Source organism: Pseudomonas sp. WS 5503, from assembly GCF_012985385.1.
Taxonomy (GTDB): domain Bacteria; phylum Pseudomonadota; class Gammaproteobacteria; order Pseudomonadales; family Pseudomonadaceae; genus Aquipseudomonas; species Aquipseudomonas paracarnis.
In genome coordinates this window covers 239219-257297 of the sequence record NZ_JAAQWI010000001.1, presented here as the reverse complement: position 1 = coordinate 257297, position 18079 = coordinate 239219, and the positions used below count along the sequence as shown (strand labels likewise).

Here is an 18079-nt window from a genome sequence, read left to right as displayed (position 1 = left end):
AGAAATTGATATGTGTGGAATTTTGGGCTACATCCATAACGGAACGCGAGAGTCTATTGATTTCTCTTCAGCGCTTTCGTTTATTCGACGTCGCGGGCCAGATGATCAAGGTGTTTGGTCTGATACCGACGTTGGTGTATGGCTGGGTCAGGTGCGCCTTTCCATTCTTGATACGACTTCAGCCGGGCATCAACCGATGGTCTCTGCCGATGGGCGAGTGGTGATGGTGTTTAATGGTGAAATCTATAACTTTCGTGAGTTAAGAGCTCATCTCGAAGCTGCGGGAGATCATTTTTCCAGCCAGTCAGATTCCGAAGTATTGCTCGCGCTCTTCTGTCGCTACGGAATCGAGTGTTTGAATCGGTTAAACGGGATTTTCGCGGTCGTATTCTGGGAACGTGATACTCAAACACTTTGGGTGGCCCGGGATCAGCTCGGTGTCAAACCGCTTTATATCCATTCCAATAATGGTTGCTTTGCATTTTCAAGTGAAATGAAAGGCTTGATCAGAGGAGGCTTCAGTAAAACTGAAATTGACCCGCAAGCCGTGCTCGCGCACCTTGGTTTTCTTTGGTCGCCAGGCGATCGCACGATTGTGCGGGATATCAAAAAAGTTTTACCTGGCCAAGCCTTATGTGTCCGTAATGGGCATATCGAGAAGAGCTGGTTCTATTATGAACTGCCTATTTCAGAGAAACCTCTGAAAAAAACGGTTGCCGATGTCGCTGTCGATGTCGCCGATGCAGTCAGGACTGCCGTCCAGCGTCAGTTGGTGTCTGATGTACCGTTGGGTTCATTCTTGTCAGGCGGGTTGGATTCCAGCGCCATAGTTGCGTTCGCCGCACAGGAAATACGCGATAAAGGGCGGTTGCAGTGCTTCAGTATTCGTGTCGACAATGGATCCACTGCAAACGAAGGCTTCGCGGATGACCTTCCGTACGCACAGCGCGTTGCCAAGCATCTGGACGTCGACCTACATGTTGTAGGCGTCGGTGATGAGATGATGGATCGTCTACCAGAAATGGTTTATCTGCTTGATGAGCCTACGCCGGATCCAGCTGCATTGAATGCGTTGTTCATTTCCGAGCTGGCAAGCCAGAACGGCATTAAGGTTCTGTTGTCCGGTGCTGGGGGGGATGACATTTTTACCGGCTATCGCCGTCATTTCGCTTTGGCGCAAGAGCGTTGGTGGGGAGGGATGCCTCGCCCGCTGCGCTCGGTACTGGCCCGTAGTTCAAGTTTGCTTCCGGCATCCTCTCCGCTGTCTCGCCGTCTCGGGAAGGCTTTTCGATACGCGGACTTGCCGGCAAATGATCGCTTGATCAGTTATTTCCTTTGGCTTGAGCCTGATCAGGCTTATAGTTTGTTAGCCCCGGACTTGCGACGTGAGTTGGCAGCAGATGATCTGTTTGCCCCCATGCGAGAAACACTCTCGCGGCTACCTTCGGATGCTACGCCCATGGATAAAATGCTTACCCTGGAGTGCAAGCATTTTCTCACCGATCACAATCTCAATTACACCGATAAAATGGGTATGGCGACGGGCGTTGAAGTGCGTGTACCGCTGCTGGATCTTGATTTGGTACGCCTGGCAGGTTCATTGCCTTCGGATATCAAACAAAAAGGTCGGGAGGGGAAATGGATTTTCAAGAAAGCCATGGAACCCTATCTGCCTCACGATGTTATCTACCGACCCAAGACCGGCTTCGGTGTGCCGCTTCGCAACTGGTTGCAAGGACGTTTGAAGCCTTTGGTCGATGAGGTGCTTTCTCCTGCATCCCTGCTTAAGAGGGGGATTTTCGACCCTAAGGCAGTGGCGCATCTGATCGATGCAGATCGTTCTGGTCGAATAGACGCTGCCTATACGTTGTTCGGCATCGTTTGCATGGAACTCTGGTGCAAGCAGTACCTGGACGGCAATTTCGCCCTCGACGGTTGAGTGGGCGCCGACGCCCCGACCATATCCGATGGTAGGATAGACAGCTCTATACAAGTTTCTCAGTGATGAGTGAATTTTTAACTTTATTGGTGTGAATGCATGAAGCAGGTTGTTCAGAACATGGCTAGCGGTGAGACGTCATTGGTTAACGCGCCGGCTCCCGCTGTTCGCAGTGGCGCGCTAAAGATCAATACAACCAATACGCTGATTTCTGCCGGCACGGAACGCATGCTGGTAGGGTTTGGGCGGGCCAACTGGTTGGAAAAAGCTCGCCAGCAACCTGACAAGGTTCGTATGGTTCTGCAAAAGGTTCAGACTGATGGCTTGGCGACAACCGTCGAAGCCGTTCGCTCGAAGCTTGCACAACCGTTGCCCCTTGGATATTGCAATGTAGGTGTCGTGGGTGCCGTCGGGAAGGATGTGACCGGCTTCAAGCCCGGCGACCGTGTTGTTTCCAATGGTCCTCATGCCGATATCGTTGTTGTTCCCAAGAATCTGTGTGCCTTGATTCCGGACTCGGTGAGCGATGAAGCCGCCTCGTTTACGGTGTTGGCCAGTATTGGCTTGCAGGGTATCCGGCTCGCTCAACCGACACTGGGGGAAACCTTCGTAGTCACCGGCGTTGGTCTGATCGGATTGATGACGGTTCAACTGCTGCGGGCTCAAGGCTGTCGAGTACTTGCCATTGACTTCGATGAACAAAAGCTGGCTTTGGCTCGCAGTTATGGTGCCGAAACATGCAATCCCGGCAAGGGAGAGGATGTCGTTTCTGCGGGGATGACGTTCAGCCGCGGAAGAGGAGTGGATGGCGTCATTATCACGGCATCTACCAAGTCTTCCGATCCTGTCACCCAAGCGGCACATATGTGTCGCAAACGGGGACGTATTGTTCTGGTCGGGGTAACCGGGCTTGAGTTGAGTCGAGCTGACTTCTATGAAAAGGAACTGACATTTCAGGTTTCATGTTCTTACGGGCCCGGGCGCTATGATCCAAGTTACGAAGATCAAGGCAACGACTTCCCGATAGGTTTTGTCCGTTGGACTGAACAGCGCAACTTCGAAGCCGTCCTGGATATGCTCGCCAGCGGCCAATTGGAGGTCAACTCGCTGATCTCCCATCGGGTTGCATTCGAAGAAGCAGCGGATGCCTATCAGACGCTTACGACGGATAATTCGGCGCTGGGCATCATTCTTCAATACACCTCCCAAGATACCGAGCGAAACATCAAGGAAGTAGTACTGGCACCCGGTGCGGCGGCCAGTTTCGACCCCGTCAAACCTGTTGTTGGCTTCATTGGCGCAGGAAACTATGCATCAAGAATGCTGATACCGGCATTTAAGGCCGCAGGTGCTCAGTTCCATACGATTGTTACTGCCGGCGGTATCAATGGTGTCATTCACGGTAGCAAGGCAGGATTTGCACAGGCCTCGACTGATATCAATGCGATGCTTGGCGAGCGTACGATCAACACCGTCGCAATTGTCACTCGTCACGACAGCCATGCTCATTTTGTCAGCCAGGCGTTGGAGGCAGGTAAACATGTCTTCGTCGAAAAGCCTTTGGCAATTGAAGCCCAGGATCTGGTAACGGTTGAAGAAGCCTATCGAAATGCCGTTGAAAAAGGGCTCAAGCCACATTTGATGGTTGGGTTCAATCGACGTTTTTCGCCTCAGGTACAAAAGATGAAGGCGTTGCTTGCGGCTGTCAAAGAACCCAAGTCTTTCATCATGACGATGAATGCCGGAGCGATTCCCTCGAATCACTGGACCCAGGACCCCTCAGTCGGCGGTGGCCGTATTATTGGCGAAGCGTGTCATTTCATTGATCTGATGCGCTTTCTGGCAGGTAGCAAAATTGTTTCGATCCAGGCCCGTAGAATGGGGGATACGCCAGCTGTAGCAATTACTGAAGATAAAGCGGCAATTACCCTCGGGTTTGAGGATGGCTCTTTCGGCACAATCCACTATCTGGCCAATGGCGCTTCAAGCTTTCCAAAAGAGCGGGTTGAAGTCTTCGCTGCTGGACGTGTCCTGCAATTGGATAACTTCCGCAAGTTGAAAGGTTTCGGTTGGCCGGGCTTCAGCAAGCTGAATCTCTGGAAGCAGAACAAGGGGCAAAGCGAGTGTGCTGCGGCTTTCCTGGCCGCGGTGGAAAATGGGACTGTCACGCCGATCACCTCTGATGAAATATTCGAAGTGGCACGCGTGAGCATTGAAGTTGCCCGGATTCTGCGCGAGCAATGAGCCTTCTTCTTGTTAAGGCCAAAACTGCGCTAGCTCTCGGTTTTGGCAATCTGGCGCGTGCATTGGGCTACCGGCTTGGGGTCAAGACGGGCTTGAACCCGGTCCGACGCCTTCGGGCTGAAGTTCCCCTGGGGCCGTTTTTTGCGGAAAGTGCTAGACAGGCCGCCTCGTTACCATGTGCATCCCAATGGGATTCCCAGGTCCGATATTTCGGGGCATGGGAATGCCCGATATCTGACGCACCTCCTGATTGGCATTTGAATCCTCTGAATGGAGTTCGAGTGCCTGATCCTGGACGGGAATGGTGGCGGATTCCTGATTTTGATGCCGCTGTCGGTGATATAAAGAATATCTGGGAAGCGTCGCGCTTTGACTGGACGTTGACCTTTGCCCAGAAGTCCTGTGTTGGCGGCTCTGCGGGAACTGTACAGTTAAACGCTTGGCTGGCGGATTGGTGCGTCAATAATCCTCCCTATTGCGGTCCTAACTGGAAGTGCGGCCAGGAGGCGTCCATTCGAGTCCTGCACTTGGCAATGAGTTCGGTCATTCTCGAACAGTTTGCCAGCCCATTACCAGGTCTCGTGGACCTGGTTCTGCTGCATCTCCAGCGTATTGAGCCGACGCTGAGCTATGCGATGGCTCAGGATAATAACCACGGGACTTCGGAGGCGGCTGCGCTTTTTGTCGGCGGCAGTTGGTTGACGTTAAGTGGTCGCCCTGAGGGCGAACGCTGGCAGCGTTTGGGGCGCAGATGGCTTGAAAATCGTGCCGCTCGGTTGATTGAGCAAGACGGCAGCTTCAGTCAGTACTCCGTCAATTATCACCGAGTGATGCTCGACACGTTTTCCATGGTTGAAGTCTGGAGAAAAAAACTGGCGCTCCCGGCGTTTTCTGCCACCTTCGAGCTCAGGGCTCGCGCAGCCGCGCATTGGTTATTTTCGTTAGTCGACGAGCATACGGGTGATGCACCGAACATTGGCGCAAATGATGGCGCCCGACTGCTCCCACTGACGGATACGGACTATCGCGATTTCAGGCCTGCCGTCCAGTTGTCCATGGCGTTGTTTGCCGGAAAGAGAGCCTACGAAGCTGCAGGTGAGTGGGATCTGCCACTGCGCTGGCTGCTGCTGCCGAGTCCATCGGCTGTAGCGGCACGGCCAGCTAGTCAACTGTTTGATCATGGTGGTTATGCATTGTTACGGCGTGAGCAGACCTACGCCGTATTGCGCTATCCGCGATTCCGATTTCGGCCCAGCCAGGCAGATGCCCTGCATGTGGATCTATGGCGTGCAGGTATTAACTTGCTCCGGGACGCAGGTACTTTCAGCTACAACACCTCAGCGCAGTGGCTGAGTTATTTTCCTGGAACCGCCAGCCACAACACGCTTCAATTTGATGGGCGAGACCAGATGCCCAGGCTCAGCCGGTTTCTTTTTGGGGAATGGCTGCGAACGCGCGAGGTCGAAAGCCTGGTTGACCAGGTTGCCGCCAGCTCATGTGGCGCCACGTATGTCGATGGTAGCGGAGTCCGTCACGAGCGGCACGTCAGTCTGACGGATGTCGGCTTGCAGGTCAGAGATGAATTTACCGGGTTCAAGGATCGTGCAGTTCTACGATGGCGCTTGCAGCCGGGGGACTGGCGGCTTGAAGGCGACGTTCTGACCAACGGCTCGCATCGAATATCGGTCATTGGCAGCATGCCTATCGTTCGTCGAGAGCTCGTCCAGGGTTGGGAGTCTCGTTACTACTTACAAAAAACTGAAGTGCCGGTGCTAGAGGTTGAGGTGACTTCGGCGGGCGTTTTGACTACGGAGTATCACTGGTAGACATGAAAGTCCTTTATTTTCATCAGCATTTTTCGACTCCGAAAGGAGCGACCGGTATTCGGTCTTATGAGATGGCTTGTCGTCTGGTTGCCAGGGGGCACCAGGTGACAATGGTCTGTGGCAGCTATGGTGGTGGCCAAACCGGGCTGGAAAGCCCTTTCGTTGGTGGAAAACGCCAAGGTATGGTCGATGGTATCGAGATCATTGAATTTGACTTGGCGTACTCCAACAGCGATGGCCTGTTTGTCCGAGCGCTGAGCTTTTTGAAGTTTGCGGTGCGCAGTATCGGTATTGCGTTAACCGAGCGTTACGACCTGGTTTTTGCGACCACTACGCCGTTGACAGCTGGTATCCCCGGGATATTCGCCCGGTGGTTTCGCAATAAGCCTTTTATATTCGAGGTTCGGGATCTCTGGCCCGAGCTGCCGAAAGCGATGGGCGTCATTCGTAATCCAGTGATCCTTGCTGCCATGTCTTTCCTTGAGTGGGCGAGTTATCGTTCGGCTCACCGCCTCATTGGCTTGTCACCCGGTATTGTGAAAGGTATTGCGCACCGCGGTGTAGCACATGATCGAATCGAAATGATTCCAAACGGTTGTGACCTTGATATTTTCAATACGCATGCTGAGCCATGGTTGCCGGCTGGCGTGGATAAAAATCATCTGGTTGCGGTTTTTGCCGGCACTCACGGGGTGGCCAACAACCTGGATGCGGTACTGGATGCAGCTCGAGAACTGAAACTGCGAAAGCGCGATGATATCCGGCTGGTTTTGATCGGGCAGGGCAAGCTTAAACCCGCGCTTCAAAAACGCGCAGCGCAAGAACACTTGGACAATGTGATATTTCACGACCCGGTGAACAAGGCCCGGTTGTCAGGTTTGATGGCCAGCGCAGATCTGGGCCTGCAAATATTGGCAAACGTACCAGCCTTTTACTACGGTACGTCGCCTAACAAGTTTTTCGACTATATCGCTTCGGGGTTACCTGTTTTAAATAACTATCCTGGCTGGCTTGCTGAGATGATCGCCAAGGAAAACTGCGGTTTTGTCGTACCTCCCGACGATGCTGCGCTGTTCGCAGATGCTTTGATACAGGCGGCAGATGATCGTAACGACCTGCTGGACAAGGGCGCACGCGGTAGAGAATTGGCGGTCAGAGAGTTTGACCGACGCAAGTTGGCCGATCGATTTGTGGATTGGCTGGAGGGTGTTGCCAGATGATCAAGCGTGGGTTTGATTTATTTGCGTCCTTGCTTGGACTAATTCTGCTTTCCCCGGTCATAGCAGTAATTGCATGGAACATCCGCAAGAAACTGGGATCTCCCGTTCTGTTTCGTCAGGTACGTCCAGGTCGTCATGGCAAACCATTCGAAATGATCAAGTTCCGCACGATGCGAGATGCTCATGATGCGAACGGCGAGCCTTTACCAGACTCACAACGCATGACAGTCTTTGGGAGTTTCCTGCGGTCCAGTAGCCTGGATGAATTGCCCGAGTTGTGGAATGTGGTTAAAGGCGATATGAGTCTTGTGGGCCCTCGTCCGCTGCTTATGGAATATCTGCCTCTCTACAACGCAGAGCAGTACCGTCGTCATGAGGTGCGCCCGGGCGTGAGTGGTTGGGCGCAAGTCAACGGGCGCAATGCAATCGAATGGGAAGAAAAGTTCAAGCTGGATACCTGGTACGTTGATAATCAGTCTTTTTGGCTGGATATTAAGGTCATTTTCCTGACAATCAAAAAAGTTCTGGTACGTGACGGTATCAGTGCCGAGGGCGAAGCTACAGCATCGAAGTTTACGGGCTCCAAGTCATGAGCCGCCTTGCGGTATTAGGTGCAAGCGGCCATGGCAAAGTCGTCGCGGATACAGCCGAATGCTGTGGATGGGACATCATTGAGTTCTTCGATGACGCGTGGCCTGGCTTGGTGCGAAATGGTGCCTGGAATGTCGTAGGCAACACCGAGAGGCTGATGGCCGCTGTGCATGAATATGACGGAGTGCTGGTGGCGATCGGCAACAATCGGGTCCGCCAAGCAAAACTGGGCCAACTAAAGGCGGCGGGCGCTAAACTGGTTACGCTGCGCCATCCGGGTTCAACAGTCAGCCGGTATGCCACGGTTGGTGAGGGATCGGTGATTTTTGCTGGAGCGGTTGTGAATGCCGATGCGAGAGTTGGCAGTGGCGCTATTCTCAATACGGGCTGCAGTGTTGACCACGATTGTCTATTGGGGTCGTGTGTGCACATCAGCCCCGGCGCCCGGCTTGCAGGGGGCGTCTGCGTTCAGGATATGAGCTGGATAGGCATAGGCGCCTGCGTACGACAACTTGTGAGCATCGGTTCAAAGGTCATGGTTGGCGCTGGAGCCGTAGTAGTCAGAGACGTGCCAGACGAGGTTACAGTCGCCGGAGTACCGGCCAGGTTATTGCACGGTTCTTGAAAAGTCGTCGCTGCGTGAACAACGTGTCGAGCGAATTGCAACGGGGCTCATGTTGACGAGTCTTTCATATTTTCGAATGAAAACTGACGGGTACTGGTTGTGTTGAATTCACCATTTTCTCCTTGGCCTTCTTTTACTGAAGAAGAGGCTGATGCCGTACGTGATGTGGTTCTGTCCAATAAGGTTAACTACTGGACCGGTACACAGGGGCGTGAGTTTGAAAAGGACTTCGCGGCATGGGCGGGAACCGAATTCGCCATCGGGCTGGCCAACGGAACGGTTGCCCTGGACCTTGCCTTGAAGGCCTTGGGCATTGGTGCCGGCGATGAAGTAATTGTCACCTCACGCACTTTTCTTGCTTCTGTTTCAAGCATTGTAAATGCCGGGGCTGTTCCGGTTTTCGCTGATGTGGATCGCGATTCTCAGAACTTCAGCGCGCAGACTATCCGCGCTGTGCTGACTCCTCGCACCCGAGCCCTAATCTGTGTGCATTTGGCCGGCTGGCCTTGTGACATGGATCCGATCATGGCTTTGGCCGAGGAGTTCGATCTTAAAGTGATCGAAGATTGTGCCCAAGCTCATGGTGCTCGTTATAAGGGGCGCCCAGTGGGGTCAATTGGCCACATCGCAGCCTGGTCCTTTTGTCAGGACAAGATCATGACGACAGGCGGCGAGGGCGGAATGGTCACAACCAACGATCGTAAGCTCTGGTCGGATATGTGGTCGTTCAAGGATCATGGCAAAAGCTGGGAGGCAGTCTATGAACGTGACCATCCCCCTGGCTTTCGCTGGTTGCACGAAAGCTTCGGTACGAACTGGAGAATGCTAGAGGTTCAGGCCGTAATCGGTCGGATTCAACTCAAACGCATGACAGATTGGCAAGCCAGTCGGCTTGCGAATGCGGGTCAGATATGGGAGTGCGCCAGCCAACTCAAGGGTTTGCGTGTGCCAATCGCGCCTGAGGGTAGTGTTCACGCGGCGTATAAGTGTTACGTGTTTGTCGAGCCTCAGGCACTCAAGGCCGGGTGGGATCGTGATCGTATTCTGGCGGAGATTTCGGCGCGAGAAGTTCCGGTATTTTCTGGGTCCTGCTCCGAGGTCTATCTCGAGAAGGCGTTTGACAATACTGGCTGGCGGCCAGCGAGCCGGTTGCCGGTGGCGAGGGAACTCGGCGAAACGAGTATGATGTTTCTTGTGCACCCAACGCTGACGCGGTCTGAAATTGAAAAAACATGTTCGGTCCTAAAAGCGGTCATGCAGCTAGCTACCGAGGAGTAATCGGTTAGTACATGGGTAGTGGCGTGTGTTTTTCCAATGCTTAAGGATTTTCTTAACGTCTTGGTCAACGAGAATCCTCCAAAAGTTTTCTTGCCGTTACCCAACAAGGCGCAGGTGTGATCTTAGGAGTAGCAGAGGTGTTTCAAGGTGTTATGGATAAGTTAAGAGTCTTTTTATTGGGGCTGACGCGACGGCAAAAACGCGCCTTTCAAGTAGTGACCGACGTTTTTCTCGTCTGGTTTGCTCTGTGGATGGCCTTTGTTGTTCGCTTAGGGGTTGATGAGTTGATCAATCCGTTCAAGGAGTACCTTTGGTTGTTCTTGAGCGCCACAATCGTTGCTATTCCTCTGTTTGTGCGTTTTGGCATGTACCGCGCGGTAATGCGCTACTTCGGCAACGACGCATTAATTGCTATTATTAAAGCGGTGAGTTTGTCGGCATTAATTCTCGCTCTGATAGTTTATTGGAACAACAATCAGCAAGCCTTCGTTCCGCGCTCGGTCATCTTCAATTACTGGGGATTGAGCATGATTATGATTGGAGGCCTACGTCTTGCGATGCGTCAATATTTTCTAGGCGATTGGTTTGCTGCTGCACAGCATGTTCCGTTCACTAGCCGAGACGATGGATTACCGAGGGTGGCTATTTATGGGGCTGGCGCAGCGGGTAATCAATTGGTTGCGGCCTTACGAATGGGTAGACTCATGCGTCCTGTCGCGTTTATTGATGATGATAGCAGTATTGCTGATCGGGTCATTTCGGGGCTGCATGTTTATAAACCCAAGCATATCCAACAGATGGTTGATATGACTGGCGCTCAGCAAATACTTCTTGCAATCCCTTCTGCCAATCGTGGGCGCCGCCGAGAAATATTGAGTTTTCTTGAGGGTTTTTCCCTTCACGTACAAAGCGTACCCGGGTTTATGGATCTGGCCAGTGGGCGAGTGAAGGTTGATGATATTCAGGAAGTTGATATAGCCGACTTGCTGGGTCGAGACTCCGTGCCTCCGCAAGATGATTTGTTGGAACATTGTATCAAGGGGAAGTCGGTTCTGATAACCGGGGCCGGCGGTTCGATAGGATCGGAACTTTGTCGACAAATTCTTGCTCTTCAGCCGACAACATTACTGCTTTATGAACATAGTGAGTTCAATCTCTACAGCATTTTGCAAGAGTTGGAACAGCGGGTTTTACGCGAGTCTTTGACTGTAAGATTATTACCTATCCTAGGGTCTGTCCGTAACCAGGAAAAACTCTTGGATGTCATGAATACTTGGCATGTTGATACGGTATATCATGCAGCAGCCTATAAACATGTACCTATGGTTGAGCACAATATTGCTGAAGGAGTAATGAATAATCTGATAGGCACATTGAGCACTGCGCAGGCGGCTTTAAGAGCGAAAGTAGCGAATTTTGTGCTTATTTCTACTGATAAGGCTGTGCGTCCAACCAATGTAATGGGGAGTACCAAGCGTCTTGCTGAAATGACGCTGCAGGCATTGAGCAAGGAGATGGCTCCGGTCTTGTTTGGTGATAAAGCCAATGTTTCCTATATTAATAAAACCCGCTTCACAATGGTGCGTTTTGGGAACGTTTTGGGTTCTTCCGGGTCAGTGATTCCGTTGTTTCACAAGCAAATCAAGTCGGGTGGGCCAATAACAGTTACACATCCAAAAATCACTCGTTATTTCATGAGTATTCCCGAAGCCGCCCAATTGGTTATCCAGGCCGGCTCAATGGGACAGGGCGGGGACGTATTTGTTCTGGATATGGGCGAGCCAGTGAAAATCGTTGAGCTGGCAGAAAAAATGGTTCATTTATCGGGTCTGAGTATTCGCTCTGATAAGGCCCCTCAAGGTGATATCTCCATCGAGTTTACTGGGCTGCGACCGGGCGAGAAGCTCTATGAAGAACTTTTAATTGGTGACAATGTTGTAATGACGTCACACCCGATGATTATGAGTGCTAGTGAGGACTATTTGTCTTGGGATATATTGAAGGCACGTCTGACAGAATTGCTTAATGCTGTTGAGAAGGACGATTACAGCCGCGTACGTCAGCTTCTACGTGAAACAGTCAGTGGTTACTCTCCTGACGGTGAAATCGTCGATTGGATATATCAGCAACGACGACTTGATCCCTGATTTTTCCTCTAATTCAGGCGTTCGTGGTGACTTCATAAGTAAAATTTTTTTGTTTGCTTAGAGCCAACTCTCCTCCAACCTCTTCGATCTCTTGGGATTGTCGAGAGGTTGGGGGGCATTGATTTGATTCGCAGCGCTTGGGTGATTCTCTCACTAATTCTAGTTTGATCGGCCTGGTGCAATTTTATGACCTGACTTTTAAACACACCCAGTTACTTATCAGTTTTTGACAGTCTCTAGCAATCACCTAAGTTAGAAAAGCAGCTTCGGAAAAGCTGCTTTTTTCTCTTACCGATATCATGGAGCGTCACCAATGCAAAACCTGTACATCTCATCCCTCATCTTCGCCTTCCTCACCAGCCTCTCCGTCGCCACCACCGCCGCGCCGTCCATCAAGCCGGAACCTCCGACCCCCATCTCCACCCAGATGACCAAGACCGAGCAATCCACCAAGGTCAACCTCAACGCCGCCGACGCCGAGACCCTGCGTCGCGATCTATTCGGCATTGGTGCTTCCAAGGCGAAGGCAATCATCGCCTATCGCGAAAGCAACGGCCCGTTCACCGCGGTGGATGAGTTACTGGAAGTAAAAGGCATCGGCAAGGCACTGCTGGAGAAGAATCGCGACAGGTTGGTTATTGATTGAAGATGTAATAAAAACGCAGAAGGCCGGTCATTGACCGGCCTTTTCTTTATCGGACCTAGCGCCTGGTAATTCGCAGGCAGCATTGGCACGAAACGTGGTTACCTCTTACTTAGTGATTGTTCAACAATCTTGAGGTAACGATGACTCTCACTTTGTCTTTAGCCGATCAGATCGCCCTGGAGCTTCGCGCCGACATTATCGGTGGACGGCTATTGCCAGGCATGCCGCTGGTCGAGGTTGATCTGGTCAAGGCCTACAACTCATCACGCAATACGATTCGAGAGGCGCTGCATCGTCTGGGCCAGGAGGGCCTTACTCGCTATATCCGCAATAAGGGCGTGATGGTTCGGCGCCTGGAGCGGGCAGAAGTAAGTGACCTCTTCGTCGTCCGCCGCACCCTGGAGTTGCAGGCGATTGCCCACAGCAGGCCGCTGACGGACGTTCAATCGACACGTATGCAAAGCGCCATTGACGCCACCCACTTGGCCCGGGAGCGCGAAGATTGGCGAGCCGTGGCCACCCACAGTCTTATGTTCCACCAACAGATCGTCGCCTTGATGGGCAGCCCATTGTTCGACGATTTTTTCGCCCAGGTGATTGCCCAGTTGCGTCTGGTGTTCTGCGCCGCGCCTGACGAGCAGCGTTTCCAGTCACCCTGGCTGGAGCGTGACCATGAGATATACACACTGCTAACCCGCAACCAAACCCAGGCCGCCAGCGAGGCGATGAGCCTGTACCTGGACGATTCAGAACACCTTTCCCTCGCCCTGTTTGATCACCCTTGATAGAGGACATGCCCCATGTACAAAGACTACCCGGCCGCGTACCAGGTCAGCAAAGGTTCGGCGTTGCAGGTGGATACGGCGTTCTATGAGCGTATTCGTGATCAGAAAAGCCAGCGCACGTTGATCGAACAGTTCGAGGTGCCGATCCGCACGGGGAGGGCGTGGAAGGTGCCGGCCGGGCATGTGTTTCGTGTGACCACGCCGGTGGGGCCGCAGGTGGGGGACTTTAATGTCTGGAACGCCAACGATCCGCGCGAACGTTTGTGGGCTGCGCGCACTCGTCAGCTGCAAGGCGCTCATGTCAGCACCCATGATCGGTTGTGGTCGAACCTGCCCTTTTTAAGGCCCTTGGTCACGATCACCGATGACAGCCTGGCCAGCTACGGCATTGATGAGCACGGTGGGCGTTTGCATGATTTGTTGGGCACGCGGTGCGACCCCTATGTGAACCGTATGTTGACCGGTGAGGACTTTCATCACCATTGCCACTCGAACCTGACCCGTGCGGTATTGCCCCACGGACTGACGGAGTTCGATGTGCATGACGTGTTGAATATTTTCCAGTGCACCGGGCTCAATCACGATGACATGTACTTTATGAAGGCCTGTCCGGCGCAGAAGGGCGATTACCTGGAGTTCTTTGCCGAGATTGATTTGTTGTGTGCATTGTCGACGTGCCCGGGTGGGGACTTGTCGTTGCCGATGTGGGGGCCGGAGGCGCAGGACCCGTTGACGGTGTGTCGTCCGTTGGGGATCGAGATCTATAGGCTGGAGGATGAGTTGCTCAGTGGCTGGAGCCAGCCGGAGCGTGCTGCCTATAAGGGGCAACATGGGTTGCATATTGCCAAGGCGGATTGGGAGTAGGGGGGGGCTGCTTCGCAGCCCAGCGGGAGCAAGCTCCCTCGCCACGGGGTTACACGCGTTTTATCTGTCTTGCGTATCCTTGGCGTCCGCCTGCGCATTTCGCTCGGCCACGCGTTTGCGTTGTTCGTCGGTGAGTTCGACTTTGTTGGCGCTGTCACGCAGCATCATCAGGCCACCGACGATCGACCCGATCGCTACTACCATAATCAACCATGCATACCACGGCATAAGGCTCTCCTTGAGGCAGATGTCCGTGGGAAAGCTTCCCACGGTAATGACTGCTTTGAGTCACGGGCTTTCTGAGTAGTTCAGTGTAGGCCCGTTCTGCCTCATAGGCGCTATTGTCCGGTCAACATCGCATCTGCCGGCGCATCGACACGGTCTTGTGCGGTCAGCTGGAAGTAGATGAAGCCCACTGCCATAAAACCCAGGAAGATCAGCCCGATCAACGCATTGAACCAGGCCATCGCCACCAGGCATACCACCGCCAGCACCAGCGCAATGCCTGGCACGATGGGGTAACCCGGCGCGCGGAAGGTGCGTTCCAGCAACGGCTCGGTCTTACGCAGTTTGAACAGGCTGAGCATGCTCATGATGTACATGACGATGGCACCGAACACCGCCATGGTAATCATCGCGGCGGTCAGGGTCATGCCGCCCAGGTTGATCAGGCCGTCGCTGTAGATGGCGGCGATACCCACCACGCCGCCGGCGAGGATGGCGCGGTGCGGTGTCTGGAAACGTGAGAGTTTGGCCAGGAAAGACGGCAGGTAACCGGCACGGGCCAGGGCGAAGAACTGGCGCGAGTAGCCGAGGATGATGCCGTGGAAGCTTGCCACCAGGCCGAACAGGCCAATCCATACCAGCATGTGCAGCCAGCCGGAGCTGTCGCCCACCACGGTTTTCATCGCCTGGGGCAGTGGGTCGTTGATGTTCGAGAGGGTGCGCCAGTCACCCACACCACCGGCGAAGAACATCACGCCCATGGCCAGGATCACCAGGGTGAGGATGCCGCTGATGTAGGCCTTCGGAATGGTGCGCTTGGGGTCCTTGGCTTCTTCGGCGGCCATGGCAGCGCCTTCAATGGCGAGGAAGAACCAGATGGCGAAGGGAATGGCGGCAAACATCCCGGCAATCGCCGGGGCGCCGAAGGTGTCGGAACCGGCCCAGCCGTTGAGGGCGAAGTGGCTGAAGCTGAACGCAGGGGCGACCACCCCCATGAACACCAGCAGTTCGGCGACGGCGAGCACGCAGACGACCAACTCAAAGGTGGCGGCGAGTTTCACCCCGAGGATATTCAGGCCCATGAACACGATATAAGCGCCGACGGCGGCGTGCTTGGGGTCGAGTGCCGGGAACTGCACGTTCAGGTACGCACCAATGGCCAGGGCAATCGCGGGCGGGGCGAAGACGAACTCGATCAAGGTGGCCAAGCCGGCAATCAAGCCGCCTTTCTCACCGAAGGCGCGACGGCTGTAGGCAAAGGGGCCTCCTGCGTGGGGAATCGCAGTGGTCAGTTCGGTGAAGCTGAAGATGAAGCAGGTGTACATCGCGGCGACCATCAACGAGGTCACCAGAAAGCCCAAGGTACCGGCGACGCCCCAGCCGTAGCTCCAGCCGAAATACTCGCCGGAGATCACCAGCCCCACGGCAATACCCCATAGATGCAAGGTACCCAATGTGGGTTTGAGTTGTGTGTTCATTGTGCTGCGCTCCTTGAACTGTTTGGAATGATTCAAGGTGTTGCAGTGGCTATGCCAAGCCTCAGAACTATGTCGTAAAGCAATGCCTATGTCGCCGAAGGGACGGTTTGGCGTTTGAATGCGGCATGAGTTGCACCACATAAGTGCGGTGGTGCCTTGGCGGGCGCTTTCGCGGGCAAGCCCGCTCCCACACTTGACCGAGTTTTAACTGAAAGAACGCAGTCGAATGTGGGAGCCGGGCTTGCCCGCGAAGAGGCCCTCCCAGCCACGGCAAACCCCGCTGTAAACCCCGCATAAACCCACTCTTTACGCCATCTTTACGCCCCACCCGGCCCCTCGCTCTCGTTCCTTTACACCGCTCCTGCGGACAATGCCCCCACACGCGGCAATCGCCGCAAGACGGGGAAATTTCCATGAGCGTTCTGGACGGAGTGTCACTGCTATTGGCCGTGGCGCTGTTCATTTATCTGCTGGTTGCGCTGTTACGCGCGGATCGGAACTAGGAGCGGGCTATGCACAGTTATGACTATTGGCTGATCATCGCCTTCTTTGCCGTGGTACTGGTGCCGGCACCCTTTTTGGGGCGGTTCTACTACAAGGTGATGGAAGGCCAGCGCACTTGCCTCACCCCGGTACTGGGGCCTGTCGAGAAAGCCTGTTATCGCCTCTCGGGCGTGGATGCGCAGCAGGAGCAGAGCTGGCAGAAATACATGCTGGCCTTGCTCGCATTCAACCTGGCGGGCTTCTTGTTGTTGTTCTCGATCCTGTTATTCCAGGGCTCCCTGCCACTGAACCCGCAAAAACTGCCGGGCCAGGAATGGACCCTGGCGTTCAACACCGCCGTCAGTTTCATGACCAATACCAACTGGCAGAACTACAGCGGCGAAGCGTCCCTAAGTTATCTAAGTCAGATGGCCGGCCTCACGGTGCAGAACTTCGTCAGTGCGGCGACCGGTCTCGCCGTCCTGGTCGCCTTGTGCCGTGGGATCGGGCGCAAATCTGCCCAGACCCTGGGCAACTTCTGGGTCGACATGACCCGCGCCACCCTCTACGGCCTGCTGCCGTTGTGCCTGGTGCTCGCGCTGTTTCTGGTGTGGCAGGGCGTACCGCAAACCTTCGCCCACTATGTTGATGCGGTCACGCTGCAAGGCGTGGATCAGGTGATTCCCCTGGGGCCGGCCGCGAGCCAGATTGCGATCAAGCAACTGGGCACCAACGGCGGTGGCTTCTTCGGCGTGAACTCGGCGCATCCGTTTGAAGACCCGACAGCCTGGGCCAACCTGTTTGAAGTGGCCTCGATCATCCTGATCCCGGTAGCGTTGGTGTTTACCTTCGGCCATTACGTCAAAGACCTGCGTCAGAGCCGGGCGATCCTCGCGTGCATGCTGGCGTTGTTCCTGATCGGCGGCGCGACGTCGCTGTGGTCCGAGTACCAGCCCAACCCAACCCTGAACAACCCGGCGGTGGAGCAAACCGCACCGTTGGAAGGCAAGGAAACACGCTTCGGCACCACCGGTACCGTGCTGTGGTCGGTGACCACCACTGCGGCGTCCAACGGTTCGGTCAATGGCATGCAGGACAGCCTCAGCCCCCTGAGTGGGATGGTCGCGCTGGTCAACATGATGGTCGGCGAAGTGATCTTCGGCGGCGTGGGTGCCGGTATGTACGGCATGTTGCTCAACGTGTTGATCGCGGTGTTCCTCGCCGGCTTGATGATCGGCCGCACCCCCGAATACCTGGGCAAGAAACTCCAGGCCAAGGAAGTGCAATTGCTGGTGGTGACTCTGCTCGTTATGCCGGTCGGCGTATTGGTCTTGAGTGCCATCGCCGCCAGCCTGCCCGGCCCGGCAGGTGCCATCAGCAACCCTGGCCCCCATGGCTTCAGCCAGTTGCTCTACGCCTATACCTCGGCCAGTGCCAACAACGGTTCGGCGTTTGCCGGCCTCGGCGCCAATACCCCATTCCATAACCTGATGCTCGGCCTGGGCATGTTGATCGGCCGCTTTGGCTACATCCTCCCGGTACTGGTCCTGGCCGGCAGCCTGGCGATGAAGAAGGCCGCACCGATTGGCCAGAACAGCTTCCCCACCCATGGCGCGCTGTTCGTGACCTTGTTGACCGTGACCATTTTGTTGGTGGGCGGCCTGACTTTCCTGCCGACGCTGGCGTTGGGCCCCATCGCTGAACACTTGAGCATGGGCTTCTAGTTAA

15 protein-coding genes are annotated in these 18079 nt (G+C 54.5%); 13 read left to right on the top strand and 2 right to left on the bottom strand.

The features are described from left to right. Positions 1 to 10 precede the first annotated feature (10 nt). The 11 genes from asnB (at position 11) to HBO10_RS01165 (ending at position 14165) form a co-directional block, all read left to right on the top strand. Entirely contained in the window at positions 11 to 1939 is a 1929-nt protein-coding gene (gene asnB / locus HBO10_RS01215) for an asparagine synthase (glutamine-hydrolyzing) (protein WP_034126698.1), read from the top strand. A 99-nt stretch (positions 1940 to 2038) separates the two neighbouring features. Next, on the top strand, positions 2039 to 4183 hold the full coding sequence (locus HBO10_RS01210; RefSeq protein WP_034126699.1) for a bi-domain-containing oxidoreductase: 2145 nt from the start codon (positions 2039 to 2041) through the stop codon (positions 4181 to 4183). A gap of 281 nt (positions 4184 to 4464) precedes the next feature. Continuing rightward, positions 4465 to 6009 (top strand): heparinase II/III-family protein, encoded by a 1545-nt coding sequence (locus HBO10_RS31085; protein WP_230633840.1) that lies wholly within the window; start codon positions 4465 to 4467, stop codon positions 6007 to 6009. 2 nt (positions 6010 to 6011) lie between these two features. Further along, entirely contained in the window at positions 6012 to 7229 is a 1218-nt protein-coding gene (locus HBO10_RS01200; protein WP_034126701.1) for a glycosyltransferase family 4 protein, read from the top strand. Continuing rightward, positions 7226 to 7822 carry a sugar transferase gene (locus HBO10_RS01195; RefSeq protein ID WP_034126702.1) on the top strand — a complete coding sequence of 199 codons (597 nt, stop codon included), beginning with the start codon at positions 7226 to 7228 and terminating at the stop codon, positions 7820 to 7822. Before HBO10_RS01200 ends, HBO10_RS01195 begins: the two co-directional genes overlap by 4 nt. After that, entirely contained in the window at positions 7819 to 8445 is a 627-nt protein-coding gene (locus HBO10_RS01190) for an acetyltransferase (protein WP_034126703.1), read from the top strand. Before HBO10_RS01195 ends, HBO10_RS01190 begins: the two co-directional genes overlap by 4 nt. A 99-nt stretch (positions 8446 to 8544) precedes the next feature. After that, entirely contained in the window at positions 8545 to 9723 is a 1179-nt protein-coding gene (locus HBO10_RS01185) for a DegT/DnrJ/EryC1/StrS aminotransferase family protein (protein WP_034126704.1), read from the top strand. A 152-nt stretch (positions 9724 to 9875) separates the two neighbouring features. Next, entirely contained in the window at positions 9876 to 11870 is a 1995-nt protein-coding gene (locus HBO10_RS01180; RefSeq protein ID WP_034126705.1) for a nucleoside-diphosphate sugar epimerase/dehydratase, read from the top strand. Positions 11871 to 12183: 313 nt separating this feature from the next. Then, on the top strand, positions 12184 to 12516 hold the full coding sequence (locus HBO10_RS01175; RefSeq protein WP_034126706.1) for a ComEA family DNA-binding protein: 333 nt from the start codon (positions 12184 to 12186) through the stop codon (positions 12514 to 12516). A gap of 140 nt (positions 12517 to 12656) precedes the next feature. After that, on the top strand, positions 12657 to 13301 hold the full coding sequence (locus HBO10_RS01170; RefSeq protein ID WP_034126707.1) for a GntR family transcriptional regulator: 645 nt from the start codon (positions 12657 to 12659) through the stop codon (positions 13299 to 13301). 15 nt (positions 13302 to 13316) lie between these two features. Further along, the gene (locus HBO10_RS01165; RefSeq protein ID WP_034126708.1) at positions 13317 to 14165 is read left to right on the top strand and encodes a DUF1989 domain-containing protein; all 849 of its coding nucleotides are present in this window, start codon (positions 13317 to 13319) and stop codon (positions 14163 to 14165) included. A gap of 60 nt (positions 14166 to 14225) precedes the next feature. On the opposite strand, the gene HBO10_RS01160 is transcribed toward HBO10_RS01165, so the two are convergent. After that, positions 14226 to 14393: a DUF2897 family protein gene (locus HBO10_RS01160; protein ID WP_080757701.1), complete on the bottom strand. Its 168-nt coding sequence runs from the start codon at positions 14391 to 14393 to the stop codon at positions 14226 to 14228. A gap of 110 nt (positions 14394 to 14503) precedes the next feature. Continuing rightward, a complete protein-coding gene (gene eat / locus HBO10_RS01155; RefSeq protein WP_034126709.1) occupies positions 14504 to 15868 on the bottom strand; it encodes an ethanolamine permease in 1365 nt (454 codons plus the stop codon). A gap of 413 nt (positions 15869 to 16281) precedes the next feature. Here eat and kdpF point away from each other — a divergent pair, with 413 nt between their 5' ends. After that, a complete protein-coding gene (gene kdpF / locus HBO10_RS01150) occupies positions 16282 to 16371 on the top strand; it encodes a K(+)-transporting ATPase subunit F (protein WP_003218754.1) in 90 nt (29 codons plus the stop codon). A 9-nt stretch (positions 16372 to 16380) separates the two neighbouring features. Beyond that, complete coding sequence (gene kdpA / locus HBO10_RS01145; RefSeq protein ID WP_034126710.1) at positions 16381 to 18075, top strand: potassium-transporting ATPase subunit KdpA; 1695 nt, start codon at positions 16381 to 16383, stop codon at positions 18073 to 18075. Positions 18076 to 18079: the final 4 nt, after the last annotated feature.